General features: G+C 42.2%; 14 protein-coding genes. 7 read left to right on the top strand and 7 right to left on the bottom strand.

Features of this window, described 5'->3' with window-relative positions:
* Positions 1-57: 57 nt before the first annotated feature.
* The 4 genes from ung to thrA form a co-directional block, all read right to left on the bottom strand.
* The gene (ung, locus tag NLF92_RS03085) at positions 58-717 is read right to left on the bottom strand and encodes a uracil-DNA glycosylase (RefSeq protein WP_254098768.1); all 660 of its coding nucleotides are present in this window, start codon (positions 715-717) and stop codon (positions 58-60) included.
* 131 nt (positions 718-848) lie between these two features.
* A complete protein-coding gene (gene thrC / locus NLF92_RS03080; RefSeq protein WP_254098766.1) occupies positions 849-2,132 on the bottom strand; it encodes a threonine synthase in 1,284 nt (427 codons plus the stop codon).
* Between the two features lie 27 nt (positions 2,133-2,159).
* Positions 2,160-3,107, bottom strand: a complete 948-nt coding sequence (gene thrB / locus NLF92_RS03075) for a homoserine kinase (RefSeq protein ID WP_254098764.1) — start codon at positions 3,105-3,107, stop codon at positions 2,160-2,162.
* A complete protein-coding gene (thrA, locus tag NLF92_RS03070; RefSeq protein ID WP_254098762.1) occupies positions 3,104-5,572 on the bottom strand; it encodes a bifunctional aspartate kinase/homoserine dehydrogenase I in 2,469 nt (822 codons plus the stop codon). The genes thrB and thrA overlap by 4 nt, the downstream gene beginning before the upstream one ends.
* Positions 5,573-5,976: 404 nt before the next feature.
* Between thrA and aceK the strand changes: the two genes are divergently transcribed.
* A complete protein-coding gene (gene aceK / locus NLF92_RS03065; protein ID WP_254098760.1) occupies positions 5,977-7,710 on the top strand; it encodes a bifunctional isocitrate dehydrogenase kinase/phosphatase in 1,734 nt (577 codons plus the stop codon).
* Positions 7,711-7,756: 46 nt separating this feature from the next.
* On the opposite strand, the gene NLF92_RS03060 is transcribed toward aceK, so the two are convergent.
* On the bottom strand, positions 7,757-8,308 hold the full coding sequence (locus tag NLF92_RS03060) for a DUF3833 domain-containing protein (protein WP_254098758.1): 552 nt from the start codon (positions 8,306-8,308) through the stop codon (positions 7,757-7,759).
* Positions 8,309-8,310: 2 nt separating this feature from the next.
* Positions 8,311-8,928 (bottom strand): chalcone isomerase family protein, encoded by a 618-nt coding sequence (locus tag NLF92_RS03055; RefSeq protein ID WP_254098756.1) that lies wholly within the window; start codon positions 8,926-8,928, stop codon positions 8,311-8,313.
* A gap of 115 nt (positions 8,929-9,043) precedes the next feature.
* On the opposite strand from NLF92_RS03055, the gene NLF92_RS03050 reads away from it, so the two are divergent.
* The 4 genes from NLF92_RS03050 (at position 9,044) to nspC (ending at position 12,985) form a co-directional block, all read left to right on the top strand.
* Positions 9,044-10,039, top strand: a complete 996-nt coding sequence (locus NLF92_RS03050) for a 1-aminocyclopropane-1-carboxylate deaminase/D-cysteine desulfhydrase (protein WP_254098754.1) — start codon at positions 9,044-9,046, stop codon at positions 10,037-10,039.
* Positions 10,040-10,110: 71 nt separating this feature from the next.
* Positions 10,111-10,518 (top strand): hypothetical protein, encoded by a 408-nt coding sequence (locus tag NLF92_RS03045; protein WP_254098752.1) that lies wholly within the window; start codon positions 10,111-10,113, stop codon positions 10,516-10,518.
* A 105-nt stretch (positions 10,519-10,623) separates the two neighbouring features.
* Positions 10,624-11,832: a saccharopine dehydrogenase family protein gene (locus NLF92_RS03040; protein WP_254098750.1), complete on the top strand. Its 1,209-nt coding sequence runs from the start codon at positions 10,624-10,626 to the stop codon at positions 11,830-11,832.
* 16 nt (positions 11,833-11,848) lie between these two features.
* The gene (gene nspC, locus NLF92_RS03035; RefSeq protein ID WP_254098748.1) at positions 11,849-12,985 is read left to right on the top strand and encodes a carboxynorspermidine decarboxylase; all 1,137 of its coding nucleotides are present in this window, start codon (positions 11,849-11,851) and stop codon (positions 12,983-12,985) included.
* A gap of 41 nt (positions 12,986-13,026) precedes the next feature.
* Here nspC and rsmI read toward each other — a convergent pair whose 3' ends face one another.
* Complete coding sequence (gene rsmI, locus NLF92_RS03030; protein WP_254098746.1) at positions 13,027-13,866, bottom strand: 16S rRNA (cytidine(1402)-2'-O)-methyltransferase; 840 nt, start codon at positions 13,864-13,866, stop codon at positions 13,027-13,029.
* Positions 13,867-13,989: 123 nt separating this feature from the next.
* Between rsmI and NLF92_RS03025 the strand changes: the two genes are divergently transcribed.
* A complete protein-coding gene (locus NLF92_RS03025) occupies positions 13,990-15,900 on the top strand; it encodes a penicillin-binding protein activator (RefSeq protein ID WP_254098744.1) in 1,911 nt (636 codons plus the stop codon).
* On the top strand, positions 15,887-16,246 hold the full coding sequence (locus tag NLF92_RS03020; protein WP_254098742.1) for a YraN family protein: 360 nt from the start codon (positions 15,887-15,889) through the stop codon (positions 16,244-16,246). The genes NLF92_RS03025 and NLF92_RS03020 overlap by 14 nt, the downstream gene beginning before the upstream one ends.
* Position 16,247: the final 1 nt, after the last annotated feature.

Genomic DNA, 16,247 nt, shown 5'->3' with positions numbered 1-16,247 from the left:
GTCGGTAACATCGTATGAAGCAGGGCCATATTTGGGTGTTATTGCCCCATTAAATGATCACACCTGCCAATTGATGCTGCCTAACCCTTTTCTGTCTAACCAATCATTTGCCAGACTAAAGTGCTTGCAGCCAATAAACCCCCTATGGGCTGAAAGGGGTGAAGGATGAGGCGCTTTTAGTACAAGATGTTGCTGAGTGTCTATCTGCGGAGCAAATTTTTGCGCATGGGCTCCCCACAGCATAAATACTACGTGTTGATTGTTTGTCAGTAGGAACTCTAACGCTCGGTAAGTAAATGTTTGCCAGCCAAGCTTGGCATGAGAATGTGCCTGGCCGTCGTTAACCGTTAGTACCGTGTTGAGCAACATTACCCCCTGCTTTGCCCAAGCGGTCAAGTTACCATGCACAGGGGGAACAAAATCAGATAAACTCATTTCCAACTCTTTATAGATATTCTTCAAGGAAGGTGGAGGTTGGATACCATCGGGGACTGAAAAACTTAAACCATGAGCTTGACCGGGCCCGTGATAAGGGTCTTGACCTAATATAACCACTTTTGTTTGAGATATGTCGGTTAACAAAAAAGCGGCAAACACATCTTTTTCAGCTGGGTAAACAACTTGTCCGTTGGCACGCAACGAAGCCACTTCACGCTGTAGATGCTGAAAATACGTTTCTTGTTGTTGTTGTTCAATAAAATCGGCCCAAGTCGACATAGGCACCTATAAAAAAGCGGCAAAATCTTAAACTGAGATTACCGCTTGTCACAATAAATTTCTAGTAGATATAAGTACGCTTAGAAAAAATATTCCAAAACGTACTCATCTTCACGCATAAAACACTAACATTACTTCAAAATATCAAACATGTATTGTTTAATTGCTTGATAATCAGCCGGTTTATCCACATCTAACGACGTTTCAGCAGCTACATCGGCTAAGGCTTTAGGTAATGCTAATGGTTCACCTAAGATATTTTCCACTGACTCTCGAAACTTAGCAGGGTGTGCTGTACCTAAGAATAAGCCAGTTTCTCCTTCTGCTAAACTCTTTTGCAGACTGCGATAAGCAAGCGCAGCATGAGGCTCTGAGGTATAGCCTACGCTTTGTAAATGTTTCATTGCGATTTGTGTACAATCTTCGTCAATCATCATACCCGTGATGATGTCTTTATCAATAATCCCGAATTCGACCATAGCTTCGATCCGTGGCCAATTGTTGGGTTGGCTCACATCCATAGCATTAGACAAGGTAGCAATCGTGTCTTTCGGAGCCCACTCACCCGTTTCTAAATAGCGAGGAACCGTGTCATTCAAATTTGTTGCCGCGATAAAACGCTTAATCGGCAAACCGAGTGCTTTAGCAATCAGGCCGGCTGTTAAATTACCAAAATTTCCACTCGGCACAGAAACAACCAGCTCCTTACGAGCTGCCTCATCTAACTGAGCAAAGGCTTCAAAATAATAACAAACTTGTGCCAACAACCGAGAAATGTTGATCGAGTTAGCTGAATTAAGGTGCAGTTCTTCGCGCATTTGCGGATCATCGAACGCTTGTTTGACGATGGCCTGACAAGCGTCAAAATCACCATCAATGGCAACAGTATGAATATTGCCACCTAGTGTAGTAAAGAGCTTTTCTTGTAATGGAGAAATCTTACCTTTAGGGAACAAGATTACGACATTGATATTATCAATACCGTGGAAAGCATGTGCTACTGCAGCTCCTGTATCACCTGAAGTTGCCGTCAAAATAGTCACTGGAGCACCTTGACTGATTTTCGTCAAACATTGAGCCATAAAACGACCACCAAAGTCTTTAAATGCTAACGTTGGACCATGGAATAACTCTAATGCATAGGTTTGTTCATCGACTTTCACTACCGGTGCAGGGAAGGTAAATGCAGCCTCGACTAGGGCATTTAATTCGCCTTCACTGAATTCATCACCAATAAGGTGTTGTAAGATCAATTGGCTACGCTCGACCAGTGGTAATGCCAATGCAGCATTAATATCTGCTAGGGGAGCTATCTCTTCAACAAAAAACAAGCCTTGGTCACGCCCTAAACCGGTTTTAACGGCATCACAAAAACCAACTTGCTGAGTATTATCTTTTAAATTAACCAAATGCATGGTTGTTCCTTTCTATCAAAAATAAGGTTATAAAACGCGACTGCCTGCTGTATCAATATGACACACATGAGTAAAACCGTCTTCGTTCTGAATATAGTGTTTAGTTAAATAATCCGCTACTTTTTCTGCTGTAGCACGATCTGGACAGGCTGCAAATACAGTTGGACCTGAGCCAGATATACCAAAACCTAAAGCGCCATTGGCCAGCGCAAATTCTCGACTTTCCGAAAAATGCGGCAACAATGATTGGCGATAAGGTTCGGCAATCACATCTTGTAAAACTGCGGCGGCTAAAGGCGCGTTTTGGGTATGCGATGCATGGATAAATGACGCTAATTGACGACCAAATGTCAATGTGGTCGCCATGGGTAATTCAGTCGGTAAAATTTTACGAGCTGCAGAGGTTGATACAGAAATTCCTGAATAACATATCGCCCAATACCAATCGGCAAACACTGGAACATTTTCACAGATAGGACTGTCTAGTCCCGTCATCAGTGTCATCCCACCAAACAAGGCTGGGGCCACATTGTCATAGTGTACGGCTCCGCTAATTTGCCCTTCACACTCCCCCATCATAAACAACAAGCTATTATCATCAAAAGGATGGTCATAAAATGCATTCAACGCATAAAACGCTGCAACAATCGAGCTAGCGCTGGAACCCAGGCCAGACCCTATCGGTAAGTTTTTGGTCAAATGCAAAGCAAGTGTTTTTACGGGCAGCCCTTTTTGTACCAACGCCTCATTAAAAAAATGATAACTAGTAGTAACAATATTATTGTCAGTACCAGGTGGTAATCTATCGGCAAAGCGCCCAGAAACCGTTAAGGTATATTCAGGGGCCTCTTGGACAGTGACTTGATCACCTAATAAAGTGCCATCCACCGGCGCCAGGCTAGCACCAAGGACATCAAAGCCAACACTTACATTACCGATGGATGCAGGTGAAAACGCAGTGAGAGACTGACTCATAGTTCTTGTGTCCATGCCATTGTTCTAAGGATATCGGCAAATACACCAGCTGCTGTAACTGTTGCGCCAGCACCGTAGCCACGAATGACAAAAGGTACTGGGCTGTAATAATCAGAGTGCATTGACAAGGCATTCTCACCGTCTTTAACTGCTGCAAGTGGGTTATCTAATGCCACAGCTTGGATACTGACAGCGCATTTACCGTCTTTGATACTCCCAATATAGCGCAATACTTTATGATCCGCTTTCGCTTGTGCAACTAATTCAGCATAGTAATCGTTGGCTTTTTCAAGATTAGCCATAAACGTCGGAATGTCACCGCTGTCATCAAAGTCAGCAGGTAACACAGACTGAATATCAATATCACTTAGTTCGCATACCATCCCTGCCTCACGTGCCATGATCAGTAATTTACGCGCGACATCCATACCGCTTAAATCATCTCTCGGATCGGGTTCTGTGAAACCGTTCGATTTTGCGACAGCGGTTGCTTCTGACAAAGATAAACCTTCTTCTAGCTTACCGAACACATAGGATAAAGAGCCTGATAAAATACCTTCAAAAGTATTTAAGCGGTCACCTGCAGACACTAACTTTTGTAAGTTATCAATAACCGGTAGACCTGCACCTACGGTTGTTTCATATAGATATTGACGCTTGTGACGCAAAGCGGCCGCTTTGATATCTGCATAATACTGACTACTGCCTGTATTGCCTTTTTTGTTTGGCGTCACTACATGGAAACCAGCATCAAGGATGTCAACATACTGATCAGCTACGGACTGGGCACTAGTGCAATCAACAAACACAGGATTCGTTAAACTATTATCCACCACAAATTGTTGTAGCTCTGGTAAGCCATAATGCACACCGTGTTCTATTAAATCAGCTTGCCATTGGGCTTTGTCACTCAAATCAATCCCATTAGGATTAAGCAATACTTGTTTCGAGTTGGCTACACCATAGACGCGTAAGCGTACTGATTTAGCTTCTAGCTGAGGTTGTTGACGTGCGATCTGGTCCAATAACTCAGCCCCCACTGTGCCACAACCGATAAGAAAGACATCGATACAATGCATTCGGCTAAAGAAGTTTTGATGCACAACTTTGACGGCTTTTTTCGCTTTATTTGCTTCAATCACTGTTGAAATCGAGCGTTCTGATGAACCTTGAGCAATCGCGATGTTGTTAATTCGTGCTTGAGCTAACGCTTGGAAAAACTTTGCAGCCATACCTTTGGTTTTACGCATACCATCACCGACTAAGGTGACAATCGATAAATTTTCTCGAACATCAATCGGTTCAAGTAACTTATTGTGCAGTTCCAAAGCAAACTCATCGTGTAAAACATCCAATGCTTTGCTGTGATCAACGGCAGAAATACAGAAACTGATCGAGTACTCTGAAGATGACTGAGTGATTAAGGTAATTGAAATCTGAGCATTCGCTAATGAGTCAAAAATACGCGTAGCCATACCCACCATCCCCTTCATCCCAGGGCCAGCGATGTTTAGCATCACGACATCATCTAAATGAGAAATCCCTTTAACATGGGTCCATTTTTCACTTTTCTCGTTACTGATTAAGGTACCTGGTGCGGCTGGGTTCAAAGTGTTGCGAATCAAGCATGGTATGTGGTGTTGGGCAATCGGACCGATCGTTTTAGGATGCAAGACTTTAGCGCCGAAATAAGACAGTTCCATCGCCTCTTCGTAGGTCAACTTATCCATTAAGACCGCACCTTCTACTTGGTTTGGATCAGCGTTATACACGCCATCTACATCCGTCCAAATTTCACATACTTCAGCGTCAATACAAGCAGCAAGAATTGCTGCTGAATAATCAGAACCGTTTCTGCCCAGCGTGACTTTTTCACCTTCTTCATTAACAGCCACAAAACCCGGCATAATAAGCAACGTGTCACCTGAAGTATCTACTGAGCCAAATGTGGCTTTTGAGGCACCAACATCGGCTAAAGCATCCAAATAAGGACCATGAGCAATAATGTGTTCAACGGGATCCACAATAGCGGTAGTCACGCCACGTGCTTGTAAAATACCTTGTAAAATATTGACTGAGACATATTCACCTAAACTAAGCAACTCGGCAGTTGTGCTTTGTGGGGCAGAGTTCAGTAAAGAAATACCTCTTAATTTTTCATCTAAAATGGTCAGGGCATCATCGATGACTGCTTTCACAGGTTCCGGCTTGAACCCTTCAACGGCCCCCATTAATTCTGCCACGATACTATTTAGTGTCATGGTTAATTTGGCTTGTAACTCGCCAAAATCCTCTTGGGCTTGGGCTTGTTCGACTAATAGCGACAATGCATTAGTCACACCTTTAGGAGCGGATAACACAGCAGCTGCACCATGGGTTTGATGTACATCAAATACAATGTCAGCGACACCTTGATAACGTTGGGCGTCGGCTAATGATGACCCACCAAACTTTAAAACTTTCATATAGACTCCTGTATGCCCTTTATTGTGTGAGTATTGATAATTTTTGAGACACTATGCAATACTCTTGCATGATTCATTAACACCTTGCCAAAAACGAAAAAGCCCGCTAACTTAGCGGGCTTCTGAAGATTTTGTGACTTGCACTAACCAACGTCCGCCCTGTTAAGGATGGTAATAATCGTCATGTCGGTGGTGCTAATAATTGTTTTCATGCTTTTAATTTGCCGTATAGACGTCTAAATGTCAACAACAAATAAGCATACTTTTTATGTTGATTATCATAGCACGACTAAGGTCTAAATACAGGGGCTTTTTAAACCTTTCTGTTTTACTTTATAGTGAGGACATCTCATCCAAGGTCTTTGTCGCAAATACAACCAAACCTTTATCGTTTAGGATGCTCAATGGAACGTGCCCAAAAAATCGCTTATCAAATTTTATCTGGTTTTGATAAAAGCTATCGATGGTATTCTCGGATCACCAAAGGTGCCCAATCGCGATTTGAGCAAAGGCGCTGGGCAGCTTCACAGCAGGCGATAAAAGAACGCATCACGATTTATGAACAAAGCCTAGGTGAAGTCGTCACTGAAATTTATCATCATTTGCAACCACAACAGGAGACCGCTGAGTTTTGGTTACAAATGAAAACCTGCTATACCAAACTCATAGCTCATCATCCACAGTTTGAACTGGCAGAAACGTTTTATAACTCTGTTATTTGCCGTATTTTCAAACATGGCTGCATTACCAACGATATGATGTTTGTCGAGTCAACCCGGTGTTATCTTCCCGGACAAGAACGCGACAAAGTGGTTGTGTCATTTGATACCACGGGTACCGTGCGGAATATGTATGATCAGATTTTCGCAACATTCACGTTTAACACGCCATTTGCGGACTTAGAAAGAGACAAGCAAAACCTTGAACAAGGTTTACGAGCAGTCTTTCCCCAAGAAGAGTTAGCCAAAGTCCATACGGTAGAAATGTTACGGCCTGTTTTTTTCCGAGGGAAAGCTGCGTATCTCATTGGGCGTATCTGCTTAGAAAACAAAACTCTCCCTTTTGTGATTGCCCTGAGAATCAACAAAAGTCATGAAATATTTGTGGATGCCTTACTAACTGACAGTGCAGATCTGAGTGTTATTTTTGGGTTTGCACGTTCTTATTTTATGGCAGATACTCAAAATCCAGCAGAATTAGTCGCTTTCTTAGCTGAACTACTCCCCAATAAAAAACAGTTCGAATTGTATATGTCATTGGGCTTTTATAAGCACGGTAAAACAGAATTTTTCCGGAATTATTCTCACCACCTGACCCAAACTCAAGACAACTATGAACTTGCCCCGGGGATCAAGGGTTTGGTTATGACCGTTTTTCATCTTCCAAGTTACGGCATTGTCTTCAAAGTCATTAAAGATGAATTTGCTGAAAGTAAAAAAATTACCCGTGATTTTGTTAAAAACCGATATCGACTCGTCAAAACGTCAGATCGCATCGGACGCATGGCTGATACCCATGAATATATGAATTTTAACTTTGACTTAAACCGGATCGATCCTGAACTTCTCAACTATTTACAAGAGACCTGTGCGAGTAGTATCGCCATTACAGGAGATGTTTTAACTATCAAACATTTGTATATCGAAAGGAAAATGACACCTTTAAATATATACTTAAATGAAGAAACCGACCCGGTAAAGATCCGTTCGGCCATTGATGAACTCGGTTTATGCATCAAACAGATTGCCTTAGCAAACATATTTCCTGGAGATATGTTGCACAAAAACTTTGGCATCACTAAACACGGTCGCGTCATCTTTTACGACTATGATGAAATTTGCTTCATGAATGAACGCAACTTTAGAAAAATGCCTCAAACTGATGACCCATTTGCTGTAGATACTTTATCTGTCGGACCTAATGATGTTTTCCCGCAACAATTTGAACATTTTATTGTTGGGAAAAAACATCTAAAGGATTTACTAAAAGAACTCCATGGGGACTTGATGACCCCAGAATATTGGATCAAAATTCAAGGGATGTGTAAAGCAGGTAAATATCTTAATTTCACCCCCTATAATCCGAAGAAAAGTTTTTTCTATCACCCTGATAAAAAGTATGATTATCTGACGCTTTAGACATTCTGCCTTTTTCTATCAGTGGCAAACTTGTAACCAATAGCCCCTAGCTTGAGGTCTTTTGCATGAATATAGTGACCTCAGCTACGACAATGCCAAACTTTTTGATATATGATCGGTTCATCATGGTTTGGTCGTCTAACGCAAAAAACCAATCATCAAAAGATACTGTGTATGTACTACCATCAACGGTCAAATCCATTTCATATACAAAATTAAACGCACTCCCATAAGGAGTGCCTAGGGCGTCACCATTGATATCACCGGCATTCCCCACAAATGTGCCATCCGCTTGAGGAGTCAACCGCCAGACACGCTTTTGAACTCCTTCACCGACAATATATGTAAAGGTTTCATCTAGCACTAAAACGCCGTCTTCCACCGTGCCATCAATATCCACAATGAACCTCTGAACCACTTCAGCTGAACGATTTTGGACAATCCCCCATGCTTTAACATCGCCAGAAAAGAATGCCACAACATTAAATTCAGGTGCTTGCTGTTTATAGTCGTTTCCATCAATCGTTAAAGTGCAGCCACTCAAGGAGAACACCAATAAACTCGATAAGCAAAGCGCTCGTAAATGTTGTTTCAACATAATTATATTCCTAGTAATTTTTTTCGTAATTTCGGTTCTGAAGTATTGGGGGCCAGCCAAATACCAAAAAATGCGTCGGCAAACAAAGGATCACTAACCTCACCTACTGCTGAGCCATTGTAAAAGAAATAACTACTTCCAGTGACGGACCGAACTCCCAGTAACTCGTCACCTGCTTGCACATCAGGAAATATAGCGAGCATTTCAACTAACCAACGCTTTAACTGTTCTTGATCGCGGTATCCTTGGCCACGCATTTCATCCAGTGAACGTTCTGCAATATCAGGTCCAGAGAAATCCATTAGATAGCGAAGAGAAAGCGCATATGTCCCTTGTGCTGAAAAATTTTGCTGTGGTGCAAATAGCTGTGCATCATATACATCCCAAAATAAATAGGATAAGCGGGCTTTGCCGACTAAATTAGTAGGCTGAACAAAGGATTTCACTTGGGCAATGTCGATTGTTGATTCAATTTGGGTTGGCTTCTCGGTTACTGGAGCGGCCCAAGCAGGTATACTCAAGCACACACTCAAAAATATACTGAAATATGTCAACTTATGCCCCAAATAGCGGGTACTTGCATGCCATTTTGACCGTTTAAAAAACGAATTATTTTGCATCTTATGCTTATCCTTAATGAAAACACTGTGGATTTTTAATCACATAATTCAACTGCATGATTAAATGGTTCTATGTTAATGTTTACCCAATCAAGACAGATATTGATCAACTTTAATGTACAATTTACCTCCCGCATTAGCTGATGTACTGACGCTACCCTCTCCTCTTGAAAGTATGACTCTCGACGGCAGTCTCGCTAGGATATGGTGCAAAAGAGATGATTTAATTCATCCTATTATTTCTGGAAATAAATGGCGTAAATTAAGTCAAACAATCACAGCACTAGGCCATAGACGGGTTACTCAAGATTCAGTGCACCTGATCAGTTTCGGGGGGGGCCACTCTAATCACTTGCATGCATTGGCCTATACTTGTTTTGTGTTGGGCTATGAGTTTACGGCTATTGTACGTGGTCACTATACGGGAAATGAAACACCTTGCTTACAGGATTTAGCGGCATGGTCGAGTCATATTATTTACACAGATAAGTCCCAATATAAACGCTATACAGACCCATCTCATCCAGAACACCAAGCCAGTATTCAAGCCTTACAAACAAGCCACCCTAACGCAATAATTCTGCCAGAAGGAGGTTACTCGGTGGATGCTTTAGCAGGAAGTGCTATGTGTATGACAGAAATAGCAACACAATTACCGCAAGCATATGACCAATACTCAGCAGTACCACAAAAAGTATTAGTTGTGAGTCCTGTCGCCACGGGTGCCACTCTCGCTGGCTTAGTGGCCGCCAAATACTGTGACGTGTTGGGAATAGCGGTGTTAAAAGGCCAAGGTTATCTCGAGGATAACGTCTCTGAGTTACTCTGTGATGAACACTACGACAGGGACAACACGTGGTGGATAAATCATGATTATGTCACTCGTGGATATGCCAAATCTTCTCCCGTATTAGATGGATTTATCACATCTTGGAACGCAGCAAATCCCACGTTATTAGTGGAATCTTGTTATTCAGGAAAAGCGCTGTGGGGCTTGAGCGAGCTAGTCAAAAGTGGCCATCTTAAGCATTATACCGATATTGTATTTCTGCATACTGGCGGTTTGCAGGCGACTAGAAACCTTTCGACAAATTCTATCGACAAAAAGTGAACATTTGAAAATTGTGAACTAATATTAATACCTAGACGTTCTAATTATATATTCGTTACTAGGACATTACCTTGCATATTCCCAAACCAGAACTTCCTGCAGATGTTACCCAAATGATAGACGCGAGTTTAGCTTTATGTTCCTCGCTTCTCTCGTATAACGAAACGTTTTACCCCTTCGCTGCCATTGGCATAGATGGCGATATACAGAGTGTGTTTTTTGACGAACACAAAGAACACGAATGTGGCGTTATTGAGCAATTAGAAGACACTATCTTGCACCACACTGTCAATGTATCCAAAAGCAATTCATTGATTGTGTATTCTGCGTATGTCGACACCCCACAAACGGAAAACCAAGATGTTCTAGTTTTTGAAGTCTCTTTGTATACGGGGATAATGCAACAAATTCTTTATCCGGTTACCTTTACGCCCAATAAGGTGGAAATCGGTGCGCCATTTATGCATCAAACATTGTAAAAATTGTATTCGGTGCTAGAATTCGCGAAATTTTGACGGTATCTTCTTACTGGATGGGTAAGGACTGTCTATCGTTTAGCTTTTATTCATTGATAAGGTTTTGTTATGTCTACTGTTTTAATTATTGGTGCAGGCGGTGTTGCTGCAGTTACAGTAAAAAAATGCGCCCGCTTAGTTGAGCACTTTTCAGAGATCTATTTGGCCTCAAGAACAGTGAGTAAATGCGCAGCGTTACAAGAAGAAGTGGGAGCTGATCGCGTTAAAGGGGTGTTTGCCGTCGATGCTGACCATGCACACGAGGTAGAGGCCATCATTAAACAAACTAAGCCAGACTTAGTGGTTAACCTAGCATTACCTTACCAAGATTTAGCAATTATGGATGCTTGTTTAGCATGTGGCGTTGATTATTTGGATACTGCAAATTATGAACCCAAAGACGTCGCTAAATTTGAATACTCTTGGCAGTGGGCATATCAGGAACGCTTTGAAAAAGCTGGGTTAATGGCTTTATTAGGTAGCGGTTTTGATCCTGGTGTCACTAATGTATATACCGCATATGCAGCGAAACATTACTTTGATGAAATTCATTATCTCGATATCGTAGATTGTAATGGTGGCGATCACGGACAAGCCTTCGCCACTAACTTTAACCCTGAAATCAACATTCGAGAAATCACTCAGCGTGGCCGTTATTATTTCAACGGTGAGTGGCGTGAAACAGAACCGTTAAGTGTTCGTGAGGACCTCCATTATCAAAATATCGGTGAGCGTGCTTCTTATTTGATGTATCACGAAGAACTAGAATCATTAGTGAAACATTTTCCAACGATCAAACGCGCACGTTTTTGGATGACATTTGGTGACGCCTACCTAAATCACTTAAAAGTCCTTGAAGGTATTGGTATGACGAGTATTGATCCGATTGACTTTAATGGCCAACAAATTGCCCCACTGGAATTTTTAAAAGCCGTGTTGCCAAATCCAGGTTCATTAGCTGAGGGGTACACTGGACAAACATGTATTGGTACCTACATTACTGGTGTTAAAGATGGCCAAGAAAAAACGATTTTCATTTATAACAACTGTGACCATGCAGTTTGTAACGAAGAAGTCGGTGCACAGGCTGTTTCATACACCACTGGTGTGCCAGCAATGATCGGTGCGGCATTAATGTTAAATGGTACATGGCGCAAAAATGGCGTGGTCAACATGGAAGAAATGGATCCAGATCCGTTTATGGAAATGCTAAATAAACATGGTTTACCTTGGCATGTCATGGAATGTGAATCACCTTTTGACCGCTCTGAAAGCTAAATATCTAGGATTAAACATGCCACATTGGACCAATAACTCTGACATCCAGAGCCCTTGTTATGTTCTGGAAGAGCAAAAATTATTGCACAATTTAGCACTAATACAGCGAGTCCAAGAGGCAACGGGTGTAGAAATCATCTTGGCACTTAAAGGCTTTTCCATGTGGTCATGTTTTCCAATTATGCGCCCATATTTACAAGGGGCGACAGCTTCTGGTTTGTGGGAAGCCTTACTTGCCAAAGAGTTTGGGAAGCAAGTACATGCTTTTTCACCCGCATTTAAAACCTCTGAAATGGAAGAAATCTGCCAAACCGTCGATCATCTTTCGTTTAATTCTATTGCCCAATATTTATTGCATAAATCGACTGCCCATCGCCATAATGTGAGCATCGGTTTACGGGTCAATCCTGAGCATCAAGAAGCCGACACTCCCTTATATGATCCTTGTGCACCAGGTTCTCGGTTAGGGATAACAGCAGCACAGCTCAAAGAGCAAGACCTTAGCGACGTTGAAGGCTTCCATATCCATGCCCTATGTGAGTCTGATTCATATGCGACTGAACGCATGCTAAACGCGATAGAGCAACAATTTTCCGAATATTTTGCTAAATTAAAGTGGCTGAATCTCGGTGGTGGTCACCTAATGACGCGTGCTGATTATGATGTTGAGCATCTCATCGAGGTGTTACAACGCTTTACGGCAAAATACCCTCATCTACAAGTCATCCTTGAACCAGGTTCTGCTGTAGCTTGGGATACTGGCCCGCTAATTTGTGAAGTCGTTGATATTGTTGAAAACAATGGGCCCATAGGGATCCTAGATATTTCTGTGACGGCACATATGCCTGATGTATTAGAAATGCCCTACCGCCCGAATATCCTTGGCGCAGGTGCAGCAGATGAACTGCCATATACCTACAAACTCGGTGGCAATTCTTGTCTGGCTGGCGATATGTTACCAGCGTATAGTTTTGCTGAACCGTTGGCAGTGGGACAGCGCTTGGTATTCACCGACATGATGCATTATACGATGGTCAAAACGACTTTCTTTAATGGTATTCAGCACCCTGCGATTGGCGTATTAAAAACCGATGGGACATTTACATTAGTTCGTGAATTCACTTATCAAGATTTCAAAGATAGGCTTTCTTAGAAAGTCATTTATCAGGGGAACCCCTTGTACGAAGTATTCCTCTAGCCTAAATTAGCAAGCGCCCATTGGTATAAAGTGTTCTTTTTGAGGCCATAGTGAGTGGCGACTACACCTGCCGCTTTCTTGGGTGGCATTTCTGTATACAACAAACGTAAAAGGTCTTGAGCGGCCATAGGTAGGGCTTCGTCCTGAGCTAATCCGGGACTGACTAAAATGACAAACTCACCTTTTTGTCGGACATCTTCTGCAGCAAACCATGCATGCACAGATTCTGCAGAACCATAGCGATACGTTTCGAAGGTTTTACTGATTTCTTTGGCGACCACAATATTTTGTTCAGCAGGTAACATTTCAGCTAATACACTCAGCGTATCAAGAATACGTCGAGGCGCCTCATAAAAAATACTCGTGGCCGTTTCAGTGAGTAGGGTATGCGCTAAGTTTTGTTTAGCTTGGTGTTTGACAGGGAAAAAGCCTTTAAATGTAAATGTATCAGAGGGTAACCCAGAACCGGCCAGCGCAGCAATGGCAGCACATGGGCCAGGCAAACTCACCACAGGTAGGTTTTGCTTACGACAAGCATGTACGATCTTATATCCAGGATCACTAATTAATGGCGTGCCAGCATCACTTATTAACGCCAACGATTCGCCCTTTTCTAACCTTTCGATCACTAGCTCAATACGCTGAGATTCGTTATGATCATGAATCGAAAAGGTGGGTTTTTTGATCCCTAAATGTTCGAGTAATATCCGACTATGCCGAGTATCCTCACAAGCAATGGCACTCACCTCCGATAAAACTTGAATAGCACGTTGTGTGATATCTTGGAGATTCCCTATCGGGGTTGGCACAATATATAAAAAACCCGTGTCTGACATAATGCTTGTTCATAAAAAATACAGTAAGATGTATTATACACCCAAGCCGTTATGAACGGATAGCTTAGTTAGATCAGATTGCTTAAAACATTTGCCCGAACAGTATTTGGAGAACGCCACATAATGCACCTGTCACTGATACCTCTCGTTGGAATGGTTTTATTCACGCTCTTACTAACTGGCTGTGGCAGTACTCATAAACCTCAGACAACACTCCCGGAGCGTATAAAACAAACACAAGCGGCTCATACACAAGACCATTCAGTGCTTGCGGAATCTACAAAATACCTAAAAGCGGCCCAAGAAGCTGAGCAAATAGGTGCAGTTAATACTCTATATGAAAAAGTCTTAGCCGCTGCTAAAGTATATTTTACAAATGATGACTGCGCAGCCACACATGCTGTGCTTGCTCCACTTTTTACTGTGGATCATTTTGCGGCGCTAGACAAAGAACAGCAAGCCGAAGCTAGTTTTTACCGAGCGGTTTGCGCTCACCCACAAGATAGTCTTGTTAAGCGTATCGAACTGTTAAATGCGCCCACTCAAAAAACAGACTTATCCCAGCAACAATGGTTCAACAAAGCCTTGCTGTTTGAGGCGTTGTTAGATATTCCCAATGCCATTTATGCGTACGTAAAAAGTGAACGTTATGTGTTGGAGCAAGTATGGGCGTTAACCCAAAGTTTACCTGCTACAGAGTTAACGAAAACTGACGAACCAAGAGTGAACGCATTTATTGAGTTGGCGTTGATTTTACGTGAACACGGTCTCACTCCTTATGCATTGGCTAACGCCTTGACGTATTGGCAGTACCAATACGCAGGACATCCTTTGGTTACAAATATACCTCAAGAAATACCGGTGTTGTTGGCCAATGAACAAAATAATACTGCAGTCAAAGTCACCGTTCTCCTGCCTCTTAGTGGGCGCTTGGGAGCACGTGCTGAACAAATCAAACAAGGTATTCTGGCCAGTTATTTTGCCCAAGGAAAAGCTCATCTCCTGACGTTCACAGATACGTTTGGAATGGATAGTGAACAGATGCAATCAGCTATCGTAGATGCCGATGTTATTATCGGTCCATTACTAAAAGAAAATGTAGAAATGGTCTTACCGTTAATCAAACCACAACAACAGCTGTTTGCTTTAAATCGAGTGGATAGACAGACTACTCTTGATCCGGGAATCACAAACACGACACAACAAACAGATGAGATTAGTCGTCTCCTGGCAGGTTTCGACGCATCAAAAACGGCAACTGCCATGACATATTTTTTCGCACTGGCGCCTGAAGATGAAGCGACACAAATCGCAGAACAAATGTTTCGCGACCAGTATCAACAGCCTATTCTGATTCACGCCAATGATTCCACTGCAACGAGAATGGCTGCTGCGTTTAGCGAGCGTTGGGCGGGATTACAAGCTGACAACCGTTTACTCACTCTGACCTTTACTGACAACAAATCTCTCAGAAAAGCCATCACTGAAGTTTTGGGAGTAGCAGATAGTAAACAGCGAGCCAATAAAATAGAACGATATCTCGGCGGCGAGTTATTCAGTGTGACGCGTAATCGACGCGATATTGATGCGTTTGTGGTCTTTGCCAATGCCAAACAAACCGAATTAATTAATCCTATGATAGAGTCTAGTATCTCTTCTTTTTCGAGTACCATCCTACCAGTCTATGCCACCTCTCGTAGTTATAATCACAAGCTAAATAAGAACTCCCTAAGAGATCTACAAAACGTCAAATTCATTGATATTCCGTGGTTATTACAGCGTCAAGAAGATCCATTATACGCGACTCATAGCGCACTATTTCCAACCGCATCGACAACGGATAAGCGTTTATTTGCCTTTGGACATGATGCTTACAGCTTACTTTTTTCGGCACATAAATTAGCGCAAGTACCTGGTCTTGTATATTCAGGGTTAACTGGGGATCTGTACATAGATGAGCGAAAAACAGTCGCTCGACACATGCCTAGAGCAATGATTAAAAATCAACAGATTATCACTAGTGGCACAGAATAACGCTCAGTTTGCGTATGCTAGAGGGTTACTTGTTGAACAAAAAGTAGCCCGTTACCTACAAAGTAAAGGCTTAATATTAGTGACTCAGAACTTTAGCGCAAAATGTGGTGAAATCGACTTGGTCATGCGTGACAAAGCAACCTGGGTGTTTGTCGAAGTAAAATACAGAAAAAAGGGTTCGCATGGGACTGCACTAGAGCAATTTACCGCACAAAAAAGAAGAAAATTAACTGCAGCCATCTATGTCTTTATGGCAAAATATAATCTCAACCCAAATCATGTTGAGCATCGCATTGATTTGGTAGCTATTGATGGCAACAAAGCCAGATGGCTTACTTCAATTTAAT

The organism is Opacimonas viscosa, assembly GCF_024199005.1.
GTDB classification, from domain to species: Bacteria; Pseudomonadota; Gammaproteobacteria; order Enterobacterales; family Alteromonadaceae; genus Opacimonas; species Opacimonas viscosa.
Note: the sequence above shows the minus strand (reverse complement) of the source record. Positions and strands in the feature narration are given on the sequence as shown.

Bases quoted from the DNA above. Each gene is read 5' to 3' on its own strand.
- ung (WP_254098768.1), bottom strand. From the start codon at position 717: ATGTCGACTTGGGCCGATTTTATTGAACAACAACAACAAGAAACGTAT.
- thrC (WP_254098766.1), bottom strand. From the start codon at position 2,132: ATGCATTTGGTTAATTTAAAAGATAATACTCAGCAAGTTGGTTTTTGT.
- thrB (WP_254098764.1), bottom strand. From the start codon at position 3,107: ATGAGTCAGTCTCTCACTGCGTTTTCACCTGCATCCATCGGTAATGTA.
- thrA (WP_254098762.1), bottom strand. From the start codon at position 5,572: ATGAAAGTTTTAAAGTTTGGTGGGTCATCATTAGCCGACGCCCAACGT.
- aceK (WP_254098760.1), top strand. From the start codon at position 5,977: ATGGAACGTGCCCAAAAAATCGCTTATCAAATTTTATCTGGTTTTGAT.
- NLF92_RS03060 (WP_254098758.1), bottom strand. From the start codon at position 8,308: ATGTTGAAACAACATTTACGAGCGCTTTGCTTATCGAGTTTATTGGTG.
- NLF92_RS03055 (WP_254098756.1), bottom strand. From the start codon at position 8,928: ATGCAAAATAATTCGTTTTTTAAACGGTCAAAATGGCATGCAAGTACC.
- NLF92_RS03050 (WP_254098754.1), top strand. From the start codon at position 9,044: ATGTACAATTTACCTCCCGCATTAGCTGATGTACTGACGCTACCCTCT.
- NLF92_RS03040 (WP_254098750.1), top strand. From the start codon at position 10,624: ATGTCTACTGTTTTAATTATTGGTGCAGGCGGTGTTGCTGCAGTTACA.
- nspC (WP_254098748.1), top strand. From the start codon at position 11,849: ATGCCACATTGGACCAATAACTCTGACATCCAGAGCCCTTGTTATGTT.
- rsmI (WP_254098746.1), bottom strand. From the start codon at position 13,866: ATGTCAGACACGGGTTTTTTATATATTGTGCCAACCCCGATAGGGAAT.
- NLF92_RS03025 (WP_254098744.1), top strand. From the start codon at position 13,990: ATGCACCTGTCACTGATACCTCTCGTTGGAATGGTTTTATTCACGCTC.